Below are 25244 nucleotides of genomic sequence, written 5' to 3' on the forward strand. Positions count from 1 at the left end.
TCATCGCATGAGCCTCTCCGCGACACGGGCCGCCGCCCGCCCGTCGTCCAGGTCGCAGTAGGCCTCGCGGAACGCCGCGTACGCCTCCGCGTGCCGCGCCGAGAGCGAGTCCAGGTCGCGCAGCGCCTCGACGACCTCGCCGGTGGAGGCGAGCAGCGGCCCCGGGGCGCTGGTCTCGAAGTCGAGGTAGAAGCCGCGGACCGTGTCCCGGTAGTGCTCCAGGTCGTAGGCGTGGAAGAGCATCGGACGCCCGGTGTGCGCGAAGTCGAACATCAGGGAGGAGTAGTCCGTCACCAACACGTCCGCGACCAGCAGGAGTTCGGCGGTGCGGGGGTGGGACGACACATCGCGTACGAAGGGTGCGCGGGCGCCGGGCAGCCGGCCCGCCGTCAGCGGATGCTTGCGCACCAGGAGGACGTGGTCGTCGCCGAGCACGTCCTGCGCCGCGGCGAAGTCGAGCGCGGGTTCGTAGCGGAAGCGGCCGGGGGAGTAGGCGAGGTGGTCCCGGTAGGTCGGCGCGTACAGGACGATCCGCTTGTCGGGGCCGATGCCCAGCTCGCGGCGCACGCGTTCGGCGACCTTGGTGCGGTCGTCGGAGAAGAACACGTCGTTGCGGGGCGAGCCCGCTTCCATGACCTCCCCCTCGTAGGCGAGCGCCCGCCCCAGGTGGGGGGTCGAGAAGCGGTTCGGGGAGACGAGCACGTCCCACTGGCGCGAGAGCCTCGGCAGGAGGTCGAGGTGGCCGTGGTCGGCGTAGAGGGTGTCGGTGAGGTCGGTGCCGATGCGCTTGAGGGGCGCCCCGTTCCAGGTCTGTACGACGGTCTGCCCGTCCCGCCGCTCGAAGAAGTCGGGCAGATGGCCCGCGGTGACGATGCGCCGGCAGCGGGCGAGCGCCTCGTGGAAGGCCGTGCTGTGCTCCTCCACGCCCTTCGCCCCGGCGGGCACCCGCGTCTGCTGGTCCTGTGTCACCCACAGGTGCTCGACGTCCGCGCCGCGCCGCACCAGCTCCTCGTGGACCGCGCGCGGGGAGTCACCGTCGAAGTAGAGCACCGCGTCCCGCAGGGGGAGGGTGCGCTGCCGCGGATAGTGCGCGGTGCGCAGCCGGTGCTGCCGGTAGGCACCCCGCTCGCCGCGTGTGAGCACCGACCCGGCTTCGAGCAGCAGCCGGTCACCGAACCGGCGGTCGGCGGTGAACTCCCTTCCGTCCACGGTCTGGTGGGCCGGGAACGCGGCGGACACGGAGGCGAGCAGCCGCACGGGCATGCCGTCCTGCGAGGCGCCGTGCGCGGCGGTCTCACCCCCGTCGGGCCCCGCCTCCCGCAGGAACGCGTACCAGCGCCCCTCCCGCAGCACCCCGCCCCCGGGCGCCACCACTGCCCGGAAACGTCCGGCGGAACGTTCCACCGGGACGGTCACCTCCTCGTCCCTGCCGCTGTGCCGGAGCACCAGTTCCGCCGCGTCCGGGGTCGCGTCGGACACCGTGCCCTCGATCGTCAGCGTGCCGTCCGTGCTCCACGCCACCCGGTCGGCGATCGGCTGCCGGGTCAGCTCGACGACCAGCTGGCCCTGGTCGTTCGCCGACGCGCACAGTTCGCGGCCGCCTGTGCGGGACGCGTACCGGCCGGGGGGCAGGTCGAGGGCCGCCGCGAGGGACTTCAGCTTGCCGTCGGGCAGCACCAGGTTGGCCTGCCAGCGGTCGCCGTGCGGGGGCTCGACCTCCTTGGGGGCCAGGTGCGGGGTCGGCGCGATGTCCTCCAGGTCCGCGAGACGCACCCGTACGTCGAAGCGGTCGTCGCCCGGCAGCGTCACGGGGTAATCGAACTCCGCCGATGAGTGCTTGTGCGTCAGGCGCAGGGCCGTCGGACGCAGGTGGCTCGGCAGATGGCCGCTCAGGACCATGTCGTCGCCGTCCCGGCGATGGGCGTCGACCCGCGCCACGTACTCCTGGATCCGCAGCACCAGGCGCCCCTTGCTGAAGCCGAGGACGAGGCGGAGCCCGTCGCCCAGTTCCCGCACGACGGACTGGGTGGCCGGCCCGTCCAGCGGGCGTACGGCGGCCCGCCGCACCGAACCGTGGCCCGCGACGACCACCCCGAGCAGCCAGTTGCCCGGCCGCCACCGGCCGCCGGTCTTCAGCTGCTCGGGGTCGACGGTCATCTCGAACCCGGAGAGGTCGTAACAGTGCAGCCGCTGCCGGGAGTTCTCGGTGGCCTGCGGGGCGGCGACCGTCCGGGTGGCGACCCTCCTCAACTGGACCCTGCTGCTGGTCGACTTGAGGACGGCGGCCTTGACGGAGTGCCCGGGGCGCGTCGCCTCCAGGTTGCGGACGTACGCGTATCCGCTGATCCGCAGCAGCCCGTCGGGGCTCCAGCCGGCCTCCCGTACCCGGGCGATGACCGGCAGTTCGCCACGGCCGAGCCGGGCGATCTCCTGCGGCACCCGGATGTGACCGCCGGAACCGCGCGGATAGGCGGCGCTGCGCCGCACCACCCCGCGGACCTGGAAGGCGTTCTTGTTGTTGCGCTGTTCGAAGGTGAGCAGGTCGATCAGGTCGGCGGTGCGCCCTTCGCGCACGAGGTGCCATTTCACCCGCAGGGACACCGGGAGCCCCGCGATGACCCCCGGATCGGCCCGGCGCAGGAAGGCGGCGGCGCCCTTCACGAAGGCGGCGCGGTACTCGGGCCCGCCCATCGGCAGGCCCTCCAGGAAGTACACGAAGTCGTCGCGCAGGCAGGAGGTGTCGTACGTCCCCCGCATCTCGGGCGCGTGTTCGGCGAGGAAGGCGCTGACGTGCGCGCACGCGGCGATCCGGTCGCGCACGCCCTTGACGTCCGTGCGCCGCCGGGTGATCGAGCCCTCGCGCACCCGCCAGTAGTAGACGTGGTCGCTCAGCACGTCCACGGAGCCCGCGAGGAAGTGCGCGGGGATCATGACGGGCGTGTCCTCGTACAGCTTGCCCTCGGGGAAGGTGAAGCCGTGCCGGTCCCAGAAAGCCCGCCGGAAGACCTTGTTCCAGGCGACGCGGTCCGCGAGGAGGTCCAGGTCGCGGCTGATGTGGGTGCGCGAGCGCGGTTCGGTGAGCCACTTGTACTGCCAGGCCTGCTGGCGGCCGCGCTCGTTCAGGCGCCAGACGTTGCCGCTGGCGAAGTCGGACCCGGTCGAGTCCAGGCTCGCGGTCATCCGGGCGTACGCGTCGTGCGGCACGACGTCGTCGCTGTCGACGAAGGCCAGGTACTCGGCGGTCGGGGTCGCGTGCCGGACCCCGGTGTTGCGGGCGGCGCTGAGGCCCGCGTTCGGCTGGCGCACATAGACGAACCGCGGGTCCTTCGCCGCGAACTCACGTGCGATCCGCGGGCTGCCGTCCGTGGAGCCGTCGTCGACGAGCACGGCCTCCAGGTCGGCCATGGTCTGCCCGGCGATCGACTCCAGGCACTCCTCCAGAAACTCTTCGACGTTGTAGATGGGCACGACGACGCTGAGACGGGGCTGCACGGCGACCGGCCTTTCACGGGGGAGCAATCATGGGAGTACGGGCGTATTCATCCCCTTTGCCCGTTCCGGTCAATTTCTTTGCCCCCCTTCACCCCAATGAGTGATGCGGGGTCGTCGACAGGCCGTGTCCGGCTGGCTACCGTCGGTGTCCATGTCGCGCTTCTCGGTTGTCGTCCCCGCCCATCGCGTCCAGGGCTACCTGCGGGAATGCCTGGACTCCGTGCTCGACCAGTCCTTCTGCCGGGCCGGCGGCGATCTGGAGCTGATCGTCGTGGACGACGCGTCGCCCGACGCGTCCGCCGCGATCGCCGCGGAGTGTGCGGAGCGCGACCCGCGCGTGCAACTCGTACGCCTCCCGGCCCACGCGGGCGCAGGACCCGCCCGCAACATCGGCGCGGACCGCGCCACCGGCACCCATCTCCTCTTCCTCGACGGCGACGACCTGCTCCTGCCGGGCGCCCTTGAGGCGATCGCCGAGGCCGTCGACGCGGCGGACGACCCGGACGTCCTCCTCCTCGGCCACGACCGCGTCGACTGGTGGGAGAACGTGCGCGCGGGCGGCGACGACCTCGCGGGAGACCCCCTCGCCGTCACCGTCGCCCCCTGGAACCGTGTCTACCGGCGCGCGTTCTGGCAGGAGCGCCGCCTCGCGTTCAGCGACGGCCCGTACGAGGACGTGGTGCCGGTGCGCCGCGCGACCCTGGCGCCCGGCGTGCGCACCGCCGTCCTCGACAGGCCCTGCATCCGCTGGCGCGAGCGGCGCGGCGGCAGCTTCGCCAAGACGCCGGGCCGGGCGCACTTCGCGCTCATCGGCCGGTACGAGGAACTCCTTGCGGCGGCCGACCCCGCCGACCGCGCCCGGCTCGTCCCGCACGCGGCCAGGCATCTGCTCGCCGTGCTCGACGACGCGGGGCGCATCACACCGGGCGACCGCAAGGACTTCTTCCGCGGGGCGGCGCGCCTCTACCGGACGTACGGACCGGCGGGCCCGGCGGCAACCCCCGGGGAACGCGCCCTCGCCACGGCCTCGTACGCCGCCTACGAGGCGCACCGCAAGAGCCGGTCCCGCAGGAGCGGCCTCACCCGCAGGCTCAAGCAGCAGAAGAAGAAGCTGCGCGCCCGGGCCATGCGCCTCACCTACCGCGCCGATCTGCGCCGCCCCCTCGACCCCCACCTCGCGGTCTACGGCGCGTACTGGAACCGCGGAGTCTCCTGCAACCCGGCCGCCATCCACGCCAAGGCCCGCGAACTCGCCCCGCACATCAGGGGCGTATGGGTGGTCTCGTCCCGCAACAAGCACCGCGTACCGCCCGGGGTCGAGTACGTCATCGAGGGCTCGCGCGGCTACTGGCAGACCATGGCGCGAGCGACCTACCTGATCAACAACTCCAGCTTCCCCGGGGGCTTCACCAAACGCCCCGGCCAGGTCTACCTGCAGACCCACCACGGCACACCGCTCAAGAAGATGGGCCTGGACCAGCGCCGCTACCCGGCGGGCACGCACGGCATCAGCTTCCAGAAGATCCTCGACCACACCGACCAGTGGGACTACAGCCTCTCCGCGAACCCGCACTCCACGGAAATCTGGGAACGGGTGTACCCCTCGACCGCGTACGAGGCCCTGGAAGCGGGCTACCCGCGCAACGACGTCTACTTCACGGCCGGAAAGCCCGAGATCGCGGCCCTCCGCGAGGAGCTGGGGATCGGGGACGGCCGGACGGCCCTGCTCTATGCCCCCACGCACCGCGACTACCAGAAGGGCTTCTCGCCCCGCGTCGACCTGGAACGCCTCGTGCGGTCGCTGGGCGAGGAGTACGTCGTCCTGGTCCGCGCCCACTACTTCTACGGCGCCGACGCGGGCCTGCGCGCCCACCCCCGGCTCATCGACGTCACCGGCCACGCGCGCGTGGAGGACCTCTGCCTGGCCGCGGACGCCCTCGTCACGGACTACTCGTCCCTGATGTTCGACTACGCCTGCCTGGACCGCCCGATCGTGACGTACGCCCCCGACTGGCAGGCCTACCGGCTGGCGCGGGGGACGTACTTCGACCTGCTCTCGGGGCGGGCGGGGGAGACGCCGGGGGCGGTGGCGCGGGACGAGGAGGAGCTGGTGCGGTTGTTCCGGGACGGGGCCTGGAACTCGGCGGAGGCGACGGCACTCCGGGCGGCCTTCCGGGACCGGTTCTGCCCGTACGACGACGGAAGAGCCGCCGAGAGGGTGGTCCGGCGGCTCTTCCTGGCGGATCAGCCCCGCTCGTAGGGGGAGCGCACCGGGAAGTACGCCGCCAGGAACGCGCGCATGGCCAGGGCCATTTCCTCGTCCGTCAGTTCGCTGTTCGGGGACTCGCCGATGCAGAAGGCCGTCTTGTTGCGGCCCTGGAGCAGTTGGCCGAGGCGTGCGTGGTCGGTGCGGGTGCCGATGTCCACGAAGTCGTACGCGATGCCCGCGGGCACCGCGCGGCCGGTGAGGTACGCGTAGTGGTGGTGCAGGGACGAGACCAGGGCCAGGTCGCCGTTCGAGCGGAAGCGGCTGCGCGCGGTCGCCCCGAGTTCCTCCGGGAAGCGTTCGGTGAGCTCCGCGAGGACGCTGCGGTGCAGGGCGTAGGGGGCGTGGAAGAAGCTGTGGGTCGTGGTCCTGCCGAACGCCTCCCGCAGCAGCTCCCGGTTGTTCTTCGCCGCCGCCAGGTAGCCCTCGTCCTCCGGGGACACGGGCGTCGCGGGCACCGAGGCCGACGACCAGAAGAAGCGGGCGGTGCCCGAGCTGAGGAAGAACGTCTCCGGGGTGGTGGGGCGCCCGAGGAACATGTCGTCGTTCAGATAGAGGAAGTGCTCCGACAGGCCCTCGATGCGGTGCAGTTGGCTCTCGATGGAGTGGGAGTTGAAGGTGGGGAGCGCGGCGTCCGGATCGGCGAAGAGGTCGCGGTGGTCGATCACCGTGAGGCCCGGGTGGTCCTCGTCGAGCCACGACGGCCGCTGGCCCGCGGTGACGAGGTGGACGTGCCGGATCCAGGGCGCGTACATCGCCAGGGAGCGCAGCGAATAACGCAGTTCGTCGCGGTTGCGGAAGCGGACGGCGCCATGGTCCGGCGACGTGTCGTCCTCGGGCCTGCCGAGCGCCTCCGCGCGGCGGGCACGCCACTCGGGGTCGGAGTCGTCGACCCAGGTGTAGACCGCGTCAATGGGGAAGTCGACGTCACCGATGAGGACTTGGGCGAAGACGTCCGGCGTCGGGTACGTGCGATCGCCCACCCGCAGAGTGGCGGTGGGCGCCAGCGAAGGCAGCTCGGACCCGGCGAGGGTGGTGCCGAAGGGGGCGCGCCGGGCGTCGGCCCCGGTCCCGGCGACGCTGCCGTCGACCCGCGGCCAGAACGCCACCGTGCAGGCCTGCTGAACGCCGTGGCGCAAGGAGAGCGTCGTCGTGGTCACCGGCTTGAAGAGCTTGATGCCCGCGACCTCGCCGATGCCGTCGAGCCGCTCGGCGAGCACGACGCCGGGGGCCGCGTCCCGGGGACGGATCAGTTCGGCGTAGACGGGCTGGCCGTGCAGGGACTCGGAGAGCGCCTTGAGCGCCCCCTCCCGCTCGTCGTCGGCCACGGCGAGCGTGTGCGTGGTGCCGGACGTACGGACGAGGACGTACGGGATGTCCGCCGACTCCAGCGCGGTGGCCGCGATCTCGAGGTTCCAGTCCGTCATGGCCGGCGCGAGGATGTCGTCGCGGCGCTCGGCGAGCCGGCCCACGGAGCGGATGAGCAGGCCGCTCGTGTCGGCGGCTGCGATCTCGTCCTCGCGGGCACGCTCCTCGGTGCTCGGCGGGGCGTCCAGGGTGTACGGCGTGGTCGGGCGGAAGCCGCTGCCGCCGGAGGCGACACCGAGCGCCACCCGGTCCGCGCGGTCGTCGAGGCGCTCGGGGGCGTCGCGCCGCGCCACGAGCCGGGAGTACAGCTCCTGCCAGCGCGCCGTGACGTCGGCGGAGGAGAAGCGGGCGTAGACGCCTTCGCGTGCGGCCCGGGCGTAGGACCTCCTGGTCTCCGGATCGCCCATCAACTCACCCATCGCCGCGGCCAGTTCGCCCACCTCGCCGGGCGGCACGAGCAGCCCGTCGACGCGGTGCCTGATGATCTCGGCGGGCCCGGTCAGGACGTCGTACGCGACCACGGGCACACCCGCGGCCAGCGCTTCGAGCAGCACGAGGGGGAACGCCTCGTTGTGGCCCGCGGTCATCAGCGTGAGCCCCGCCTTGGCCCACTCGGCGGCCATGTCCTGGCAGGGGCCGAGGAGTTCGACCCGGTCCTGGAGGCCGAAGCCGTCGACGAGGCGGCGCAGGCTCTGCTCGCGGTGGCCGCCCCCGAAGACGCGCAGGGTCCAGTCGGGGTAGGCGTCGGCGACTTCGGCGAAGGCGCGTACGGCGTGGTCGACGCGCTTCTCGCCGGTGAGGCGCGCGGCCGTGACGATGACCTTGCTCTCGCCGTCGGCGCGGGGCCTGAAGCCGTCCGGCACCGCGTTCGGGATGACCGCAAGCTCGGGGGCGGTGGCGCCGAGGGACTCCGCGATCCAGTCGCGGGTGCGGTCGGTGAGCGTGACCAGGGCGTCCAGGCGCGGCGCGTGCAGGAGCAGGGGTTCGCCGGAGGGGCCGCGGCGCTGGGTGGGGCGGTGCTCCTGGTGCACGGTGACGACCCTGGCCGGGACGAGTGCGACGGCGGCGGCCATCAGGGCGGGCGTCGTGGTGACCAGGACGTCGGTGTCCAGGGTGGTCAGGGCGGCGGCCATCTCGATGTCGGAGAGGCGGTCGAAGGCGGACTCCCAGGAGGGCTTGATCAGTTCGCTCGGCAGCGCGGCCAGGGTGCGGCAGGCGGCCTCGTCCAGGCGCGAGCCGCGCACCGGACGCTCGGGGGAGACCGTGCGGTCGACGAGATAGCGCACGGGGAGGCTGCGGGCCTCGGGGAAGAACGGCTCGGGGCGGGTCCGGAAGACGGAGATGACCTCGACGTCGTGCCGGTCCGCGAGGTGCTGCGCCTGGGTGTAGGTGGCCAGCTCGGTGCCGCCCATCTCGTCGCCCCAGCCGAGGAGGTACGTGATCTTCATGAGGTCTCCTTCATGAGGCCAGGGCCGTGATGTCCCAGCAGGTGACCGCGAAGCCACCGGACTTGGTGAAGTGCGCGTGGGCGCGGACGAGGGAGCCGCCGGGCAGGGCGAAGACACGGAACGGGGTCGGGCAGGCGGCCGAGGGGTCGCGCACGTCGGAGAGCCGGCGGCCGAGGGGGAGCGGGGACGAGCCGCCCTGGGCGTCCGCCGTGACGTGGAAGTCCCACACCCACTGGCCCTCACTCGCCCCCGCCATCTCCCCGAGCGGCAGCCGGAAGCTGAACTCCGCGCCCTCCCACACCGCCCCGACGGGCACGGTCACCCCGTCCCGCCGCCGCACGGCCTGCGCCCGCCACCGCCGCGACGCGCCCGCCATGACGAGCCGCCCGTGTACGACGATGCCGTCACCGCCGGGCACGAACCGCACGAGCTCGGCGCGCGGCCTTGACCGCGTCACCTGCAGCACCGCGCGCCCGCTGCGGCACCGGACGACGCGGATGAGCGTTCCGGTGCGGGGGTCGGGGGCGTGCCGGACGGTGGGCGTGGGCGGCAGTTGGGCGTCCCCGTCGATGCCGATGCCGCGCCGCAGTACGCGTCCGCGGGCGTCGGCGGTGACGACCGTGAGCCGCCAGACACCTTCACCGAGGCGGGGGCAGCCAGGGGTGTTCTCGGCGGCGAGCGCGTCCCGCAGCGTGCCGGTCCCGGCCAGCAGCAGACCGCCGTGCGCGTGCTGTTCGAACGCGAGCGGGATACGGAACCTGCGGTGGCCGCGCGAGATGACGAGCTGGGCCCGCTCGACCTGCTCGTCGGGGAGAGCGGCGACGGCGACGTTGAGCGTACGGCTGTCCCGGATCGAGAGATGCACGGGCGCCAGGAGGGCCTTAGCCCCGCCGCCGACCCGGCCCGCGGCGGCGCGTTCCGCTCGGAAGCGGGTGGTCCGTGCGGTGGCGAGGAGCCGCCGTGCCGCGGGCGGCAGGGCCGGGGTCATGGCGCGAACCCAAATGCGAACCCAAGCGTGAACCCAATGTGGTGCATTGTGCCACTTTGCCCGTTGTTCACCCCGGGGCAGGGGGAGGCCGCGTGCGGGTCACCCGCGTGGCGGACGCACGAGTGACTTGTGGCGATATGTGTAAGTTATTCCCTCAATGATCAGTCCCCTCGCGCAGTTCCAGAGCCGCAAGGAACCATCCGCACCGCCGCCCGCCCCGCCATCCGCACCACCGTCCTCGCCGCGGGCCGGAGCCCCCTCTCCGGCCCGCTTCCCGAAGGCCATGGCCGCGTGCCACCGCTGGGCCGACCCCGCGGCCGTCGCCGTCGCGACCCTGCTCGTCGCCTGGCGTGCGAGCGCGCTCGGCCAGTGGATCGTGGACGACGCGGCCATCACCTTCGCCTACGCCCGGAGCATCGACGAGGGCCTCGGCCCCGTGCAGCAGCCGGGCGCCGACCCCGTCGAGGGGTACTCCAACCCCTCCTGGCTCGCGCTGCTCGTCGTCGGCCGCAGGCTCGGCCTCTTCGACCACGGCGCGCTCCTCGGCGTCAGCGACCTGGTGCTCTACCCCAAGGCCCTCGCGCTGCTCTGCACGGCGGGCGTCCTCGCCTGCGTGGCCGTGGCGGCGCGCGCCGTGCTGCCGGGCCGGTCCTGGGCCGTGACGTCGCTGACCGGCGCCGTCCTCGCCGCGAACCTGTCGTACGTGGCGTGGTCCTTCTCGGGGCTCGAGAACCCGCTGTACGCACTGACGGCCGCCGCGACCGGCGCCCTGCTCGTCCGGGCGGCCGTCCGCGGCACCCTGCTGCGGCCCGCCGTCGCCGCCACCGCGGGGGCCGTCGCCCTGCTCGCCGCGCTGACCCGCCCGGACGGCGCGGTGCTCGCCGCCGCCTACCCGGTCACCGTCCTGCTGTTCCTGCGCAAGGACCACCTCGCGCGGGCCGTGCGGGCGGTGGCGCTGAGCTGCGGCACCTTCGCGGTGCCCTACGCGGCGTTCCTGCTGTGGCGTCGCGCGACCTTCGGCCTCTGGGTCCCGAACACCGCGGTCGCCAAGGCCCAGCGGCCCCCACGACTCGGTCAACTCGCCGCCACCGGTGAGCTGTTGACGTACGGCGGCTGGGCGCTCGCCCTGATCGGCGCGGCCTGCGCGGGCATCGCGCTCGCCCGCCCCGGACCGTCCCGCAGGGCCCTGGTCGCGCTGCTCGTCCCGCTGGCCCTGACCCTCCTGGCGTACGGCGTGCTCGGCCGCGACTGGATGGCGCTGTACCGCTTCGCGACCCCGGTGTGGGTGCTCGCCGCGACGGCGCTCGCCCTTGCCGCGGCCACCGTCTGGCGCGCGGAACGACCCCGCGCGCGCGTCCTGACCGGCTGCGCGCTCGCGGGCGCCCTGCTGCTCGCGGTCACCGGACAGGCCGCGCAGAACAGCAGGTTCGTCGACCGCCCCACCCTGTCCATGTGCTTCGTCGCCGAGCGTTACGGCCACACCTTCAACGCGTACGCCGCGTACCTGGGCCTGCGCGACGCCACCGTCGCCCTGCCCGACCTCGGCGGCACCCTGCTGACCTCGCGTCTGCGTGTCGTGGACGTCGCGGGCCTGACCGACCGCCGGGTGGCCGCCGCGTACGCGGCCGGAGACCCGGCCGGCCTGCGCCGCTACGTCCTGCACGAGGTGCGCCCCGAACTGCTCCACGTCCACGCCGCCTGGACCGCCAAGTCGGGCCTGACCGCGCCCCGCCTGGCCGCCGCGGGCTACGTGCCCCTCTACCGCGAGGGCAACGGAGGCGACTACGTCCTGACGGCAGCGGTACGCGACCCGGCCCGGATCACCGCGCTCCGCGCGCGCGTGGGCCCGGCCCTGGACGCCATGGTCGCCGAGATGCGCCCGGCGGGCTGCGGCCCCGCCCTGCGCGCGGGCGAGGGGGCCCCGGCATGACGACGGCTCTCCCGCGCCAGACCCGGCCGCTCCCCGGACCGGTCACCCCCGACGCCCCCGAGTCCCGGGTCGACTCCCTCACCGGGATGCGTTTCCTCGCCGCTTTCGCGGTGTTCGTGCACCACTTCACCGGGCTCAGCGCGTACGGCGGCGTCGCCCACGCGCCGCTGCTCTTCCCGTACTCGCGCCTTGGCGCGACCGGGGTCGACTTCTTCTTCGTGCTCTCCGGCTTCCTGCTCACCTGGGGCCACCGCCCCGGCGCCCGCGCCGGCCTCTTCTACTGGCGCAGGTTCGGCCGCATCTGGCCCGCCCACCTGGTCGCCACCGTGCCCTGCATCTGGGTCTTCTACCTCTGGGGAGGCGTGCCGACGGACGTCCTGAGCTTCGTCGCCTCGCTGTTCCTCGTGCAGACGTGGTTCCCCGGCGTCACCCCGATGTTCCCCGGCAACGGCGTCGCCTGGACCCTCAGCGTCGAGGTCTTCTTCTACCTCCTCTTCCCCTTCGCGATCCGCCACGTCCTGCGCCTGCGCACCCGCACCCTCGCCGTGCTCGCCGTCGGCGGGCTCGTCGCGATGTGGGCGCTCAACTGGTGGACGGCCACCCACCTTTCGCCCTTCGCCAGCGAATGGGTCATGCGGCACCCGCTGACCCGGCTCCCGGAGTTCGGCGTGGGCATGGCCTGCGCCCTGGCCCTGCGCCGCGGACACCGGATCCGCGTGAGCCCGCCGGTGCTCTTCGCCTGCTTCGTCGCCTACGCCGTCGTCCACAGCCACCGCGCGGCCCTGTTCGGTCCGTACGCGGCGGGCCAGCTCACCTGGGCCCTGCGGTCGGTCGCGGCCCTCTTCGCCGTCCTGTTCATCGCCGCCTACGTCCAGCGCGAGCTGTCCGGCCGCCGCGGCTGGCTCTGCTCGCGCCCGATGGTGCTGCTCGGGCTCTGGTCGTACGCCTTCTATCTGCTGCACCAGACCCTCAACCGGCTGATCCTCGACACCTGGGGCCGCCCGCAGCCGGAGAACGTCGCGGTGTTCACGCTCCTCGGCGTCGGCGTCGTCGTGACGGCGCTGTCCTGGGCGCTCTACACGTACGTCGAGGAACCGGCGAGGAAGTGGTGTGCCCGGCGGACCCCGCGCAGCTGTGTCGGTACACGCTAAATGCGTGTGATGCCGGAAGGATCCACGTTCAGGCCCTGTGTACCCGTGTAGGAGGAGACGTGCACCAGTCCGCGTACGAACAGATGGAACTCTGTGTGCAGCAGTACATGCCCGTGGGCAAGCGGCACCGGGTGGTCGATCTCGGGGCCCGGGTCTCCGACGGGCAGACCCGCACCCACAAGACGCTGCTCGAAGGGCGCGACACGGAGTACGTGGGCGTCGACGTGCTCGACGGCCGCAACGTCGACGCGGTGATGACGAAGCCGTACCGCATCCCCGTGAAGTCCCGCAGCGCCGACTTCGTCATCTCCGGGCAGGCGTTCGAGCACATCCCCTTCTTCTGGGCGACGATGCTGGAGATCGCCCGCGTCCTGAAGCCGGAGGGCATCGCCTTCGTGACGGCGCCCTCGCGCGGCCATGTGCACGACGCGCAGGACTGCTGGCGCTACTACCCCGACGGGTTCCGTGCCCTGGCCGCCTACACCCGCCTCGAACTCCGCGAGGCCTACACGGACTTCCCGCCCATGAACGGCATCCGGCACGCCTACGGAAGCATCGACGCCAAGCACGCCTACTGGGGTGACTCCGTCGGCGTGTTCCAGCGCCCCAAGAACTACCCGGGCCTCACCATGGCCTTCGTGCGCGGCACGACCAACTGGTGGGCGAACAGGATCGGCGGCGTCGACGGAGTCCCGCTGCCCAAGCCCGTCGAGGGCCGCGCCGACTGCGGCAGGCCGAAGGTGGTGGCGCCGCGCGAGGCCGACGAGCAGTCCGTTTCGGTGGCAAGTGATGTCAAATGACTTCATGTTGACGGAATGTGACATTAGGCGTGTTTGGCGCGTACTGTCCGCTCCCATGGCATGGCGACGCGCTGTGAATGGCGCACTGAAGCAACTGACCGGATATCAGCTGACCCGCAGGCCGGTGCCGGCCCAGCGAGCCGCGGCCGCCCCGGCGCCGAAGCCCGCCCCGGCCCCGAAGCCGAAGCCGAAGGCCCTCAACCTCCCCGCCGACTACGACGAGGAGGCGAAGGAGATCATCCGTGCGGTGAAGCCGTACACGATGACCTCTCCCGAGCGGCTGAACGCCTTCATCCTGGCGACCCGGCACGTGGTCCGGCACGACATCCCCGGCGGCATCGTCGAGTGCGGTGTGTGGCGCGGAGGTTCGATGCAGGCCTGCGCCAAGGCGCTGCTCGCCGTCGGTGAAACCGAGCGCGACCTGTACCTCTTCGACACCTACGAGGGCATGACCCCGCCCACCGAGGAGGACCTGCGCCTCGACGGCAAGTCCGCCGAGGAACTGCTCAAGCTGCAGGGCAAGGACCGCCCGATCTGGGCGGTCGCCTCCCTCGACGACGTCAAGTCCGGCTTCGAGAAGGTCCCGTACCCCAAGGAGCGCGTGCACTACGTCAAGGGAATGGTCGAGGAGACCGTCCCGCGCGAGGCACCCGAGCAGATCTCGATCCTGCGCCTCGACACCGACTGGTACGCCTCCACCAAGCACGAACTGGAGCACCTGTACGCGCGGTTGGTCAGCGGCGGCGTCCTGCTCATCGACGACTACGGCTACTGGCAGGGCTCACGCCAGGCGGTCGACGAGTTCATGGACAAGACCGGCGAGCGGCTGCTGCTCCTGCGCATGGACGAAGGACGCATCGCCGTGAAGCCCTGACCGGGCGGCGACACGTGAGCGGGCCCGTGCCCGGCGGCCTCGGCCACCGGGTGCCGGGCCCTCTCGCGCGATCACTCGAATGGCTCTGGGCGGGTGACCCGGAAGGGCGGTGGTTGTTAACCGAGTGGCCCTCGGCAGGACGCGCGGCCGTGCCCGTCAGCTCTCCGGAAGGAATGTGCGCAGCGCATGACACCCCGACTCGCCGTCGTCGTCCCCGTCTACAACGTCGAGGAGTTTCTCGCCCCTTGCCTCCGGTCGCTGGCCGAGCAGACCATGCCGGACATCGAGGTCGTGATGGTCAACGACGGGTCGACCGACGGGAGCCCGCGCATCGCCCGCGAGTTCGCCGCCGATGACGCCAGATTCCGCCTCGTCGAGCAGGAGAACGCGGGGCTCGGTGCGGCCCGCAACACGGGGGTGCGCGAGGCGCGGGGCACGTACCTGACGTTCGTCGACAGCGACGACGTCGTCCCACGGGACGCGTACGAGCGGATGCTGGCGGCCCTGGAGAAGTCGGGTTCGGACTTCGTCACCGGCAACGTCCACCGGCTGCGCTCCGGCGACAGGAGCGAGCAGTCGCCGATGTTCCGCACGATGATGGGCAGCGACCGCAGCGGCACGCACGTCACCCGCGACTGGGAGCTGCTCGGCGACCGCATCGCCTGCAACAAGGTCTTCCGCAGGGACTTCTGGGACCGCCACGCCCTCACCTTCCCCGAAGGCGTCCTGTTCGAGGACACCCCGGTGATGATCCCCGCCCACTTCCTCGCCGAAGCCGTGGACGTACTGAAGGAGCCCGTCTACCTCTGGCGCGACCGCGACGGCTCCATCACCACCCGCCGCGCCAAGCCCCGCGCCGTCCGCGACCGCACCGCCGCCGTCCTCGCGGCCAGCGGCTTCCTCGCGTCGAAGGCCGCCGGGGCGACGGGCACACCGCAGGGGGAAGTCCTCGCGGAGGCCAAGCGGCGCTACGACACGACGGTGCTTTCCGGGGACCTGTGGCTGTTCATGGAGGCCCTGCCGCACGGCGACTCCGCGTACCACGACGTCTTCATGGAGCAGGCCAACGCCTTCGCCGACACCGTCGACCCGGCGGTCCTGGCCGCGCTGCCGCTGTCCCTGCGCGTGCGCTGGCAGCTCATCCGCGGGCGCCGGGTCACCGACCTGCTCGCCTTCATGGCGTACGAGAAGTCCAACCCCGGTGCCTTCAGGGTCCGCGGCCTGCGCGGGCGCCGGGCCGAGTACCCCGGGATCAGGGGGCTGCCGCGCGCGACCGTCGCCCTGGAACGTGCCGATCTGCCGCTCTCCGCGCAGCTCACGCACGTCGCCTGGGACGACCGGGGCAAGCTGCGGCTCAAGGGGTACGCCTACATCCCCAACCTGCCCGCGGGACGTGTCGGGGCGCGCGCCAGGGTCGCCTGGCTGCGGGCCGGACAGCGGCGCGTCCTGCCCCTGAAGCTGCGCACGGTACGGGCGCGCGAGGCGACGTACCGCTCCAAGCAGGGTCTGCACAGCTACGACCGGTCGGGGTTCGAGACGGTCATCGACCCCCGCAGGACCGTCACCAAGCGGCGCAGCACCACCTGGAAACTGGAGATGGGCGTCGTCAGCGCGCTGCTGCCGCGCACCGGGCCGGTCAGGACGAGCAGCCCGCCGCGGCTTCCCGTGCGGTACCTGGAGGAGTTCCTGCGGGTGGCCGTCACCCTCAGCAAGGGGCGGCTGAGGCTGCGCACGGAGCGGGTGGCGGCGCGGCTCGTCACGCACGAGGGCTGCGGCGGCACCATCCGGCTGCACGGGCGGCTCGCCCCGGAGGAGGCCCGGGGCGTCGACGCCCTGCGGGTGGAGAACTGGGCCACCAAGGAGACGCACCACGTCCCCGCCCTGGTCAACGGCCGTGACTTCAGCGCCGACGTGCCGCTCGGCCTCTTCCACGCCGGTGAGGACGAGCGCACCGGCGAGCCCCGCGAGGCCGACCCGTGGGGCGTCTCGGTGGTCCACGAGGGCGGCGACAGCACACCGCTCGCCGCCTGCCCCGACGTGCCGGCCGGGCGGTACGGACTCCTGCCGGGCCGTGAACTCCTCGTCCTCGCCAACGCGTCGGGGAACCTGGAGTTGCGCGACCAGACCGTGCGCCCGCTCGCGGACACCGTGACCTGGGGGGACGAGCTGATCGTCGAGGGCAGCCACCCCGACGCCCGGACCCGCGCCGGGGAGCTGGTCCTCGTGCACGGCGGCCACGGCGACGAGGCCGTGGTGCCGGTGCGGATCGAGGGCGGGCGGTTCGTCGCGGCCCTGCGGCCCGAGGCCGTGCCCGGCCCCGGAGGGACCCTGCCGCTCGCCGAGGGGCGCTGGAACCTCTTCCTGCGCGCGCCGGGCGAGAGCGACCCCGAGCAGTACACCGCCGTGTGCGTGGCCCCCGGCAAGGGCCGTGAACTGCCCCTCGTACGCACCAGATCCGGCCGTGAGATCAGCCTGGAGCGCCACGCCCACGACGGCCTCCACCTGCGCGCCGGCTCCTCGCTGCCCGTCGCAGACCGGGGCGGCCCGCGCCAGCGCAGGCTGCGCGAGGAGTACGCGGCCCGGCGCGGCGGGCCGCTGCGCGACGCCGTCCTGTACTGCAGCTTCGACGGACGGCAGTACTCCGATTCGCCCCGCGCCGTGCACGAGGAACTGGTCGCCAGAGGCGTTGAGTTGGAGCACCTGTGGGTGGTCCGCGACCAGCAGGTGGCGCTGCCCGGCAGCGCCACGCCGCTCGCCCTGTGGAGCGCCGAGTGGCACGAGGCCCTCGCCCGCTGCCGGTACATCGTGACCAACACCCAGCTGCCCGCATGGTTCGAGCGCGCCGAGGGCCAGTACGTCGTGCAGACCTGGCACGGCACCCCGCTCAAGCGCATCGGCCGTGACCTCGCGGGCCACGCCTCCGCGGACCGCGCCTACATGGCGACCCTGCCGGGACGCGCCGACCAGTGGAGCCTGCTGGTCTCACCCAACCGCTTCTCGACGCCCCTCCTGCGCGGCGCCTTCGGCTACACCGGTGAAGTCCTGGAACGCGGCTACCCGCGCAACGACCTGCTGCACGCCGCCGACCGCGCGAAGGTCGCGGCCGCCGTACGCGAACGGCTCGGCATCCCCGAAGGCCGACGCGTCGTCCTGTACGCACCCACCTGGCGCGAGAACCAGCCCAAGCAGGCCGGCCGCTACGCCCTCGACCTCCGGCTCGACCTCGACGCCGCCGAGCGCGCCCTCGGCGACGACACGGTGCTCCTCGTCCGCAGGCACTACCTCGTCGGCGGCACCGTCCCCGGCTCGGATTTCGTGCGCGACGTCACGCGCCACCCCGATGTCAGTGAGCTGCTTCTGATCAGCGACGTCCTGGTGACGGACTACTCGTCCCTGATGTTCGACTTCGCGCAGACCGGGCGCCCGATGCTCTTCCACACCCACGACCTCGACCACTACCGCGACACCCTGCGCGGCTTCTACTTCGACTTCGAGGCGCGGGCGCCCGGCCCGCTGCTCGCCACGAGCGACGAGGTGATCGCCGCGCTGCGCGACCCGCGGGCGGCCACCGCCCCGTACACCGGCAAGTACGACAGCTTCCGCGAGGTCTTCTGCGACCTGGACGACGGAAACGCGGCGGCGGGAGTGGCGGACGCCATGCTCGAAGGAGGCCGCGCATGAGCACGCCGGACCTGCACGACGTCAGCTGCGTCGTGGTCGCCGGTACGGACGCCGAGGCGCTGCGGCAGTCCGTGCGGTCCGTGCTCGACCAGACGATGGGCAACGTCGAGGCGGTCCTCGTCGACCCCGGCGCGGACGGCCCCGCCCGGGTCGCGGCACGGGAACTCGCCGCCGACCAGCCGCACCGGGTGCGCCTGGTCCGTGCCGACGGTGAGCTGCCGGTCGCCGCCGCGCGGAACCTCGGGCTCGACGCGGCTCGCGGACGGTACGTCATCGTGCTCGGCGACGGTGAACTCCTGGAACCGCACGCCTGCCGCAACCTCTTCGACGCGGCGCGCTCCACCGGGGCCGACCTGGTGGCGGGACGCTGGATGCGGCTCACGGGCAGCGGCAAGAAGGAGCGCGGGCCCGGCTGGCAGGCCCAACTGCACGCCACGACACGGAGGATCGAGAACCTCGCCGACGCCCCCGAACTCGTCGCGAGGGACTCACTGGTCACCGGATTCTGCGTCCGCCGTGACGCCCTTGACCGGTTGCGCCTCCGCTACGCGCTTGACCTCGACCACAGCGAGGTCCTCTTCGGCGTCGAGGCCGCCCTCGGGGCCCGCGCCCTCACCCTCGTGCCGAACCTGATCACCACCCACCGCGCGCCGCCCGCCCCCGCCCGCGACACCCCGGCGCTCGCCGCCGCCAACGCCCGCGTCACCGGCCTCCTGGTGAGCCTGGGCCGCCTCGACCTGGCCGACCGGCGCGAGCGGTCCTTCCTCGTCGACCACGTGCTGCCCTGCGCCCGTACGTTCCCCCGGCTCACCGCCGAGGAGCGGCGCCGGGCCACCGACGGGATCGCCCCGCACCTCGCAGGCCGCGTGGACATGCGGGCGCTGGACGCGCTCGCCCCCGTGGAGCGGGTGTGCGTGCGGCTGCTCGCGGACGGCGACACGGACGGCGTCCTCGCGGCGGCGTACGCACTCGCGCGGCCCGGCACCGTCGTCTCGGAGCTGACCGAGCGGGAGGGAAAGGTCCACTGGCGCGCGGACGGGCTCGACGACCCCCGCGTACGGGAACTGCTCGATGTCACCGAACTCGGCCACCAGCACCAGGAGTTGACAGGGGTACGCCTCCTCAACCGCCTCACCAGGTGCGACGTCGAGGCCGGCAAGGCGGTCCTCGAAGGGCGGGTCGTGCTGCCCGGCGGCCTGGTGCCCGACCGGCCGCCGCTCACCGCCTGGCTCGACGTGCGGGCACGCGACGCGGGACGGCGCGGCTTCCGGGTACCCGTGGACGAAGTGCACTACGACGGCGGCGCGGTCCTCTGGCGGGCCACGGCCCTCCTCACCGCCCGGCTGCGGGACCTCGGCATCGGCGACCGCGTATGGGAGCCGCGGCTGCGACTCAGCGCCGGTGGCCAGGACCTGACCACCGAACTCGTCGCCGAACCGGAGACCGTGGGGCAGAGTCCATGCGTCACCGTCACCGACGCGAACACCCTGGAACTGCGCCCCTTGCCCCGCCACCGCGTCGCCCGCACGCTGCGCGCGGCCCTGCACTACGCCACCCACTTCAGGCCCGCGCGCAAACTGCGGCTCCGGCTGCGCGCCCTGCGCAAGCGGTGGGACGGGCTCAGCGGCAAGGCGGTCAAGCTGCGCGTCTACCGGCGGGTGCTGCGGCGCCTCCCCGTCAGCAAGGGCTCGGTCGTCTTCGAGAGCCATATGGGCAGGTGCTACGGCGACAGTCCGCGCGCCGTCCACCAGGAGATCGTCGACCGGGGCCTTCGGCTGCGCTGCACCTGGGCGTACGCCACTTCGGCCGACGGCTTCCCCGACTCCGCCCGCCTGGTACGCCGTTGGTCCTGGCGGTATCTGTGGGCACTCGGCCGCGCCGAGTTCTGGATCGACAACCAGGGCTTCCCGCACGCCCTGGACAAGCCACGCCACACCACGTACCTGCAGACCTGGCACGGCTCCGCGTACAAGCGCATGGGCTTCGACGAGGCGCGCCTGAAGACGCAGAACGCCCCGCAGCGCGCACGCCTGCGGCAGGCCGTCGACCGCTTCGACCACTTCCTGGTGCGCTCGGAACACGACGTGAACACCCTCGCCCGTGCCTACGGCATCCCCGAGGACCGGCTGCTGCGCTGCGGCTACCCGCGCAACGACCGCCTGGTCGCGGCACGCGCCCGCGACGAGGCCTCGGGCCGCTTCCCCCGCCCGTCCGTGGCCGCCGACCTGGGCATCCCCGACCACAAGACGGTGGTCCTGTACGCGCCGACGTTCCGCGGACTGCCCAAGAACAAGGCGGTGCAACTGCCCCTTGATGTCCGCAAGTTCGCACACCGGTTCGCCGACACCCATGTCCTCCTGGTGCGCGCCCACTACTCGGAGGCCGCCGACCTGCCCCTCTGCCCGCCGGGCACCGTCATCGACGTCTCGGCGCACCACGACGTGAGCGAGCTGCTGTGCCTCGCAGACGTCCTGGTGACCGACTACTCGTCGATCATGTTCGACTTCGCGCTCCTGGACCGGCCGATGGTGCACTTCGCGCCGGACCTCGACGCGTACGCGGCCGAACGCGGCAGCTACTTCGCGCTGCGGGACGACGCGGGCGGGCCCGTCGTGGAGACGGAGCACGAGTTGCTGCGTGTGCTCGCCACGCTGAAGCAGGCCGACGGCGCGTGGGCCGCGCCCCGGCGGGCGTTCGCCGCGCGGTTCGGCGCGTACGACCAGGGACGGGCCGCGGCAGACGTGGTGGACGCGCTCTTCGCGGAGCGGTCAGGGAAGCGGTCGGCGGACACGGAGCAGAAGGGCGGGGCATGACCACGACGATCGCGACCAGGAGGACCGTGGTCCCGACGAAGAGCCGCGACCTCTTCCTCGTGGCGAACACCGTCGACGAACTCGGCGGCGTCACCGCGTGGGCCCACCAGATGGCCCGGCTCTTCCAGCGCAACGGCCACCGGGTGCACGTCATCGGCGTCCACGAGGCCGAGCTGAAACTGGCCCTCCCCGACGACCTCGGTTACCCCGTGACCAGCCTCTACCGCGAGCACCCGCAGTCCCCGCGCCCGCCGCGCGGCCTCGGCCGACTCAACGTGGTGGCGCGCCGCCGCGAGGCGGCGCGGGTCGCCGCCAAGCGCCGCACCGTCGACCGGCTCTCCGAGCTCTTCCGTGCCGCGCGTCCCGGAGCGGTCGCCATCGTCACCCAGGTCTGGCCGATGGAGTGGATCAGGGAGGCGGACACCGCGGGCCTGCGCATCATCGGCATGAGCCACGAGTCGTACGCCTACACCCGCGCCTGCCACCGCTACCGCGCGGTCAAGCGCAGCTACCCCTCGGTGGACCGCTGGCTCGCGCTCACCCAGGAGGACGCCGACGACTGGATCGCCGACGGCATGCACAACGTCGGCGCGATGCCCAACGCCCTGGCCCACCTCCCCGAAGTGCCCTCACGGCGCGAGGACAAGGTGGTCTGCAGCATCGGCAGGCTCGCCGACCAGAAGGGCGTCGACATGCTCGTCGACACCTGGGCGCTGGTGGCCCCGCAGCGCCCCGACTGGACGCTGCGGATCTACGGCGCCGGAGCGGACGAGGCCGACCTCAGGCGGCAGTGCACGCGCCTCGGCCTCGACGGTTCGGTGGAGTGGCGTGGCCGCACCAGCGATGTGCCCGGCGTGCTCGCCGAGAGCTCCCTCTTCGTGCAGTCGTCCCGCGGCGAGGGTTTCCCGCTGGCCCTGATGGAGGCGATGGCCAGCGCGGTGCCGTGTGCTGCCTTCGACTGCGCGCCCGGCGTCCGCGAGATCGTGCGCCACGGCGAGGACGGCCTGCTCGCCCCCGCCGGTGACATCGAGGCCCTCGCCGACCGCCTGCTGCGCCTCACCGGCAACCCGCGGCTGCGGGACGCGATGGGGGAGCGGGCCCGCAGGAACGTGCAGCGCTTCTCCGAGGCGCGGGTCCTGGAGCGCTGGGAGGAGCTGTTCGAGCTCCTTGAGCGGTGACGCCAACGCCGTCAGGAGCGGCCCGAGCGGGCGAGCAGCGACGACAGCAGGCCCCTGGCCCGGCCCCCGGCTCCTGCCGCGGCCGGCCGGGGCGCACTGCCCGGCAGCTCCGGGACCGCCTCGTCCGCGTGCCGTGACACCGGGTGCTCGGGCGGCTTCGCCTTCTTGCCGCTGATCCGGATCATCGGGAAGCCCGCGACCTCCTCGGCGCCGTGCCACATGTCGTCCCGCCCCTTCAGGAACGCGGCGAGGTCGGCATGGATCGCGTCGTAACTCCCCCACGTGCCATAGAACTTGGTGGCCGTGATGCACAGCGGCTTGAGCCCCGAGCCCGCCACCGCGCCCCAGGTCGCCGCGGCCACGCCAGGACAATGTTCGGCCCGGAAATCGTCGAGCACGACGATCCCGTCCTGTCCGAGCACCTCCCGGGCAGCGGCGATGTCCGCGTGGACGTGCTCGTACAGATGCGAGGCGTCGATGTGCACGAAGCGGCAGCTGTCCGCCTCCACGTGCGCGGTGATCCCCGATGAGGGCTCCTGGACGATTCTCGGCAGACCGTCGTGGAACGAGCCGTAGTTGGCCTCGAAGGCGCGGCGCGTCAGCGTGGCGTACGAGCGGCCCATCTCGGCGGAGTTGGCGTCGTCGGGAGCGGGTGAGTCGAAGAGGTCGCAGACGGTGAAGGTCTCCTCCGCCCGCAGATACGCGCCCATGAAGATGGCGCTCTTGCCCAGATACGCGCCGAGCTCAAGGAGGTCACCCCGCTGCTCGTGGTCGCGCTGGCGGCTCAGGATCCAGTCGAAGAGCACTTGGTCGACCGGGTGGAACCACCCCTTCACATCGGAGAGCCGGCGCGGTCGGGGCAGCCGGTCCGTGTCCTGGCCGGTCGGTGTCGTGGACGTGGACGTGGCGGCTGAGGCGTTCTGCATGTCTGGTCCCGGGGACGAGGGGCGAGAAGGGCAGTGCTGCTAGAAGCGCGGAGTGGGCCGGGCGACGTCCGCCCGCGGCAGCGGCTCATCGGCCACCCCCGCGGCCGGCACCGGGTGCCGGTCCGCCAGTGGCGCCACAGACGGTAGACCCCCTGGCTCACCGAGCACCACATGCCTCACAACTCGTTCAGCGGCCCGCCCGTCGTCGTACACGCAGAAGCGGTTTCGGAAGGCGGCGCGCAGCTGCGCCGAGCGCGAGCCGCGCCAGTGGCCGGTGGCGAAGATGTCGGTCAGTTCGTCCTCGCTGCGGGCGATCGCGCCGGGCGGGAACGCGCGCACGTCGAAGTAGGTGCCGCGGGCCGCCTCGTACGCCTCCCAGTCGGTGGCGTGCAGGACGACGGGGCGGTCGAGGTTGACGTAGTCGAACATCAGCGACGAGTAGTCCGTGACCAGGGCGTCGGATGCCAGGCAGAGGGACTCGACGCTGGGGTGGTCCGACACGTCGATCAGACGGTCCGACGAGGGTGCCAGGGGCTCCCCGTACGAGTGGTGGGCGCGGGTCAGGACGACGAAGCGGGGGCCGAGCCTGTGCAGCAGCCGCTCCAGGTCGAGGGAGCGCAGCTGCGAGTGGCGGTAGTCGCGCAGGGTGGGCGCGTAGAGGATCGCGACGGCGCCGTGCGGGATGCCGAGGGACTCGCGCAGGCGGGCCACGTCGGCGGAGCTCGCCCGCTGGTAGATGTCGTTGCGCGGGTAGCCGTACTCGAGCGTGGTGAACGAGGCGGGGTAGACGCGCTCCCAGACCAGCGTGGAGTGCCGGTTCGACGACAGGACGTAATCCCATTTGTCGGCGTTGCGCAGGAGGGCGCCGAAGTCCATGTCCCGGGCGGCGGCCGGCCGGTCCTGGAGATCGAGGCCCATCAGCTTCAGGGGCGTGCCGTGCTGGGTCTGGATCATGATCTGGCCGGGGCGCTTGACGAGCCTGCGGTCGAAGTTGACGTTGTTCACGAGGTACTTGGAGCGCGCGAGGGCGCTCCAGTACGCGGCCGTGCCGGGGCGCAGCCTGCGGGTGGCCGTCGGCAGGGTGTGGTGGTGGGCGGGGTCCGCGATCCAGGCGGTGCGGACGTGCGGGGCGTGCTCGCGCAGCGCCGCCTCCAGGGCGCCGGGGTTGCAGCCGTAGCCGCGGCCCCAGTACGAGGAGAAGACCGCACGGTCGGCGCGCAGCGGCAGGCGAAGCTGGACGCGGTAGTGCAGTTGCAGCACGGCGCCCTTGGCGCGGCGCCGCGTGGTCGCCACGTACTGCTTGGCCCTCGACCTGATCCGCAGTGCCGTCCACAGGGTCCGGTAGGTGCGGTGCGTGCCGAGGCGGACCAGGCCGTGCCGCACCCGGGTGCTGGCGCGTGGGCGGGCGCCGGGGACGCGGTAGCGGCGGTAGTGGGCGCGGGCCTTGCGCAGGAACGCGGCGCGGCTGCCGCGCGGCAGGCGGTCGTGCTTGGTGAACACCGTCGAGTAGTGGTCGATCATCCGCCGGAAGAGGACGGGCCGCCAGGCCGCCGAGAGCTCCGGGTGCTCGTCGAGGAACGCGAAGACCCGCTCGTACTGGTCGAAGATCTCGAAGTGTCTGCGGGTCGTGGTGCGCAGGATGCTGCCCCTGCGGCGCTGCAGGTAGTGCACGCAGACCCGGTCGAGGGTGGCGATCGTGTCCGCCTTCATCAGGACCGGATAGGTCCAGGGCGTGTCCTCGTAGAGGCCGGGCGGGAAGGCGAGGGCCTCGCGTTCGATGAAGTCGCGGCGGTAGGCCTTGTTCCAGGCGACCATCAGGAGGCGCAGCAGGCCGGGCCGGTCGACAAGGCGGAACGGGGCCGGTCCGTCCTCCTTGAGGAGGTCCGCGAACTGGTTGCGCACGGCCTCGCCCGACCAGAACACGCGCGCGTAGTCGTAGAGCAGGACGTCCGGCTCGTCCGTCTCCTTGAGGCGGTCGGAGATCGCGTGGAGGGAGTCCGGGGTGAGGGTGTCGTCGCTGTCGAGGAAGATGAGGTAGTCGCCGCCGGCGCGCTCCATGCCGGCGTTGCGGGCCCGGCCGAGGCCGACGTTCTCCTTGAGGTGGACGGCCTTCACCCGGGTGTCGCGGGCCGCGCATTCGTCGATGAGGGCGCCGCACGCGTCGGGGGAGGCGTCGTCGACCACGATCAGCTCAAGATCCGTGAACGATTGCTCGAGTACCGATTCGAGGCATCTGTGCAGATATGCCTGCACCTTGTACACGGGCACGATGACACTGAACCGGGGCAAGGCACATCCATGGGTCGACGCGGGCATACTGCCCGAAAAC

General features: G+C 72.5%; 13 protein-coding genes. 8 read left to right on the forward strand and 5 right to left on the reverse strand.

Features of this window, described 5'->3' with window-relative positions:
- Positions 1-3492 carry a CDP-glycerol glycerophosphotransferase family protein gene (locus ACWGIH_RS02340; RefSeq protein ID WP_453448673.1) on the reverse strand — a complete coding sequence of 1164 codons (3492 nt, stop codon included), beginning with the start codon at positions 3490-3492 and terminating at the stop codon, positions 1-3.
- Between the two features lie 151 nt (positions 3493-3643).
- On the opposite strand from ACWGIH_RS02340, the gene ACWGIH_RS02345 reads away from it, so the two are divergent.
- Positions 3644-5752: a bifunctional glycosyltransferase/CDP-glycerol:glycerophosphate glycerophosphotransferase gene (locus ACWGIH_RS02345; protein WP_453448674.1), complete on the forward strand. Its 2109-nt coding sequence runs from the start codon at positions 3644-3646 to the stop codon at positions 5750-5752.
- Here ACWGIH_RS02345 and ACWGIH_RS02350 read toward each other — a convergent pair.
- Both ACWGIH_RS02350 and ACWGIH_RS02355 read right to left on the reverse strand, forming a co-directional pair.
- Entirely contained in the window at positions 5737-8574 is a 2838-nt protein-coding gene (locus ACWGIH_RS02350) for a stealth conserved region 3 domain-containing protein (protein WP_453448675.1), read from the reverse strand. The two genes, ACWGIH_RS02345 and ACWGIH_RS02350, sit on opposite strands and share 16 nt — an antisense overlap.
- Positions 8575-8584: 10 nt before the next feature.
- Complete coding sequence (locus ACWGIH_RS02355; RefSeq protein ID WP_453448676.1) at positions 8585-9562, reverse strand: hypothetical protein; 978 nt, start codon at positions 9560-9562, stop codon at positions 8585-8587.
- Positions 9563-9719: 157 nt separating this feature from the next.
- Between ACWGIH_RS02355 and ACWGIH_RS02360 the strand changes: the two genes are divergently transcribed.
- The 7 genes from ACWGIH_RS02360 to ACWGIH_RS02390 all read left to right on the forward strand — a co-directional run bounded on the left by ACWGIH_RS02360 (position 9720) and on the right by ACWGIH_RS02390 (position 21989).
- Positions 9720-11492, forward strand: a complete 1773-nt coding sequence (locus ACWGIH_RS02360) for a hypothetical protein (RefSeq protein WP_453448677.1) — start codon at positions 9720-9722, stop codon at positions 11490-11492.
- Positions 11489-12643 carry an acyltransferase family protein gene (locus ACWGIH_RS02365; protein ID WP_453448678.1) on the forward strand — a complete coding sequence of 385 codons (1155 nt, stop codon included), beginning with the start codon at positions 11489-11491 and terminating at the stop codon, positions 12641-12643. The genes ACWGIH_RS02360 and ACWGIH_RS02365 overlap by 4 nt, the downstream gene beginning before the upstream one ends.
- Positions 12644-12702: 59 nt before the next feature.
- Positions 12703-13443, forward strand: coding sequence for a class I SAM-dependent methyltransferase (locus ACWGIH_RS02370; RefSeq protein ID WP_453448679.1), 741 nt, complete (start codon positions 12703-12705; stop codon positions 13441-13443).
- Positions 13444-13465: 22 nt separating this feature from the next.
- Positions 13466-14317, forward strand: coding sequence for a TylF/MycF/NovP-related O-methyltransferase (locus ACWGIH_RS02375; RefSeq protein ID WP_453448712.1), 852 nt, complete (start codon positions 13466-13468; stop codon positions 14315-14317).
- 186 nt (positions 14318-14503) lie between these two features.
- The gene (locus ACWGIH_RS02380; protein WP_453448680.1) at positions 14504-17998 is read left to right on the forward strand and encodes a bifunctional glycosyltransferase/CDP-glycerol:glycerophosphate glycerophosphotransferase; all 3495 of its coding nucleotides are present in this window, start codon (positions 14504-14506) and stop codon (positions 17996-17998) included.
- Complete coding sequence (locus tag ACWGIH_RS02385) at positions 17995-20811, forward strand: bifunctional glycosyltransferase/CDP-glycerol:glycerophosphate glycerophosphotransferase (protein ID WP_453448681.1); 2817 nt, start codon at positions 17995-17997, stop codon at positions 20809-20811. The genes ACWGIH_RS02380 and ACWGIH_RS02385 overlap by 4 nt, the downstream gene beginning before the upstream one ends.
- Positions 20808-21989 carry a glycosyltransferase gene (locus ACWGIH_RS02390; protein ID WP_453448682.1) on the forward strand — a complete coding sequence of 394 codons (1182 nt, stop codon included), beginning with the start codon at positions 20808-20810 and terminating at the stop codon, positions 21987-21989. Before ACWGIH_RS02385 ends, ACWGIH_RS02390 begins: the two co-directional genes overlap by 4 nt.
- 11 nt (positions 21990-22000) lie before the next feature.
- Here ACWGIH_RS02390 and ACWGIH_RS02395 read toward each other — a convergent pair whose 3' ends face one another.
- Together ACWGIH_RS02395 and ACWGIH_RS02400 are read right to left on the reverse strand one after the other, a co-directional pair.
- Complete coding sequence (locus ACWGIH_RS02395) at positions 22001-22915, reverse strand: class I SAM-dependent methyltransferase (RefSeq protein ID WP_453448683.1); 915 nt, start codon at positions 22913-22915, stop codon at positions 22001-22003.
- A gap of 39 nt (positions 22916-22954) precedes the next feature.
- Positions 22955-25204 (reverse strand): bifunctional glycosyltransferase/CDP-glycerol:glycerophosphate glycerophosphotransferase, encoded by a 2250-nt coding sequence (locus ACWGIH_RS02400; RefSeq protein ID WP_453448684.1) that lies wholly within the window; start codon positions 25202-25204, stop codon positions 22955-22957.
- Positions 25205-25244 lie beyond the last annotated feature (40 nt).

The organism is Streptomyces sp. NPDC054872 (assembly GCF_053610705.1).

Excerpts from the sequence above, each read along its gene's own strand:
- ACWGIH_RS02395 (WP_453448683.1), bottom strand. The coding sequence starts at position 22,915 with ATGCAGAACGCCTCAGCCGCCACGTCCACGTCCACGACACCGACCGGC.
- ACWGIH_RS02360 (WP_453448677.1), top strand. The coding sequence starts at position 9,720 with ATGATCAGTCCCCTCGCGCAGTTCCAGAGCCGCAAGGAACCATCCGCA.
- ACWGIH_RS02345 (WP_453448674.1), top strand. The coding sequence starts at position 3,644 with ATGTCGCGCTTCTCGGTTGTCGTCCCCGCCCATCGCGTCCAGGGCTAC.
- ACWGIH_RS02365 (WP_453448678.1), top strand. The coding sequence starts at position 11,489 with ATGACGACGGCTCTCCCGCGCCAGACCCGGCCGCTCCCCGGACCGGTC.
- ACWGIH_RS02390 (WP_453448682.1), top strand. The coding sequence starts at position 20,808 with ATGACCACGACGATCGCGACCAGGAGGACCGTGGTCCCGACGAAGAGC.
- ACWGIH_RS02380 (WP_453448680.1), top strand. The coding sequence starts at position 14,504 with ATGACACCCCGACTCGCCGTCGTCGTCCCCGTCTACAACGTCGAGGAG.
- ACWGIH_RS02355 (WP_453448676.1), bottom strand. The coding sequence starts at position 9,562 with ATGACCCCGGCCCTGCCGCCCGCGGCACGGCGGCTCCTCGCCACCGCA.
- ACWGIH_RS02385 (WP_453448681.1), top strand. The coding sequence starts at position 17,995 with ATGAGCACGCCGGACCTGCACGACGTCAGCTGCGTCGTGGTCGCCGGT.
- ACWGIH_RS02350 (WP_453448675.1), bottom strand. The coding sequence starts at position 8,574 with ATGAAGATCACGTACCTCCTCGGCTGGGGCGACGAGATGGGCGGCACC.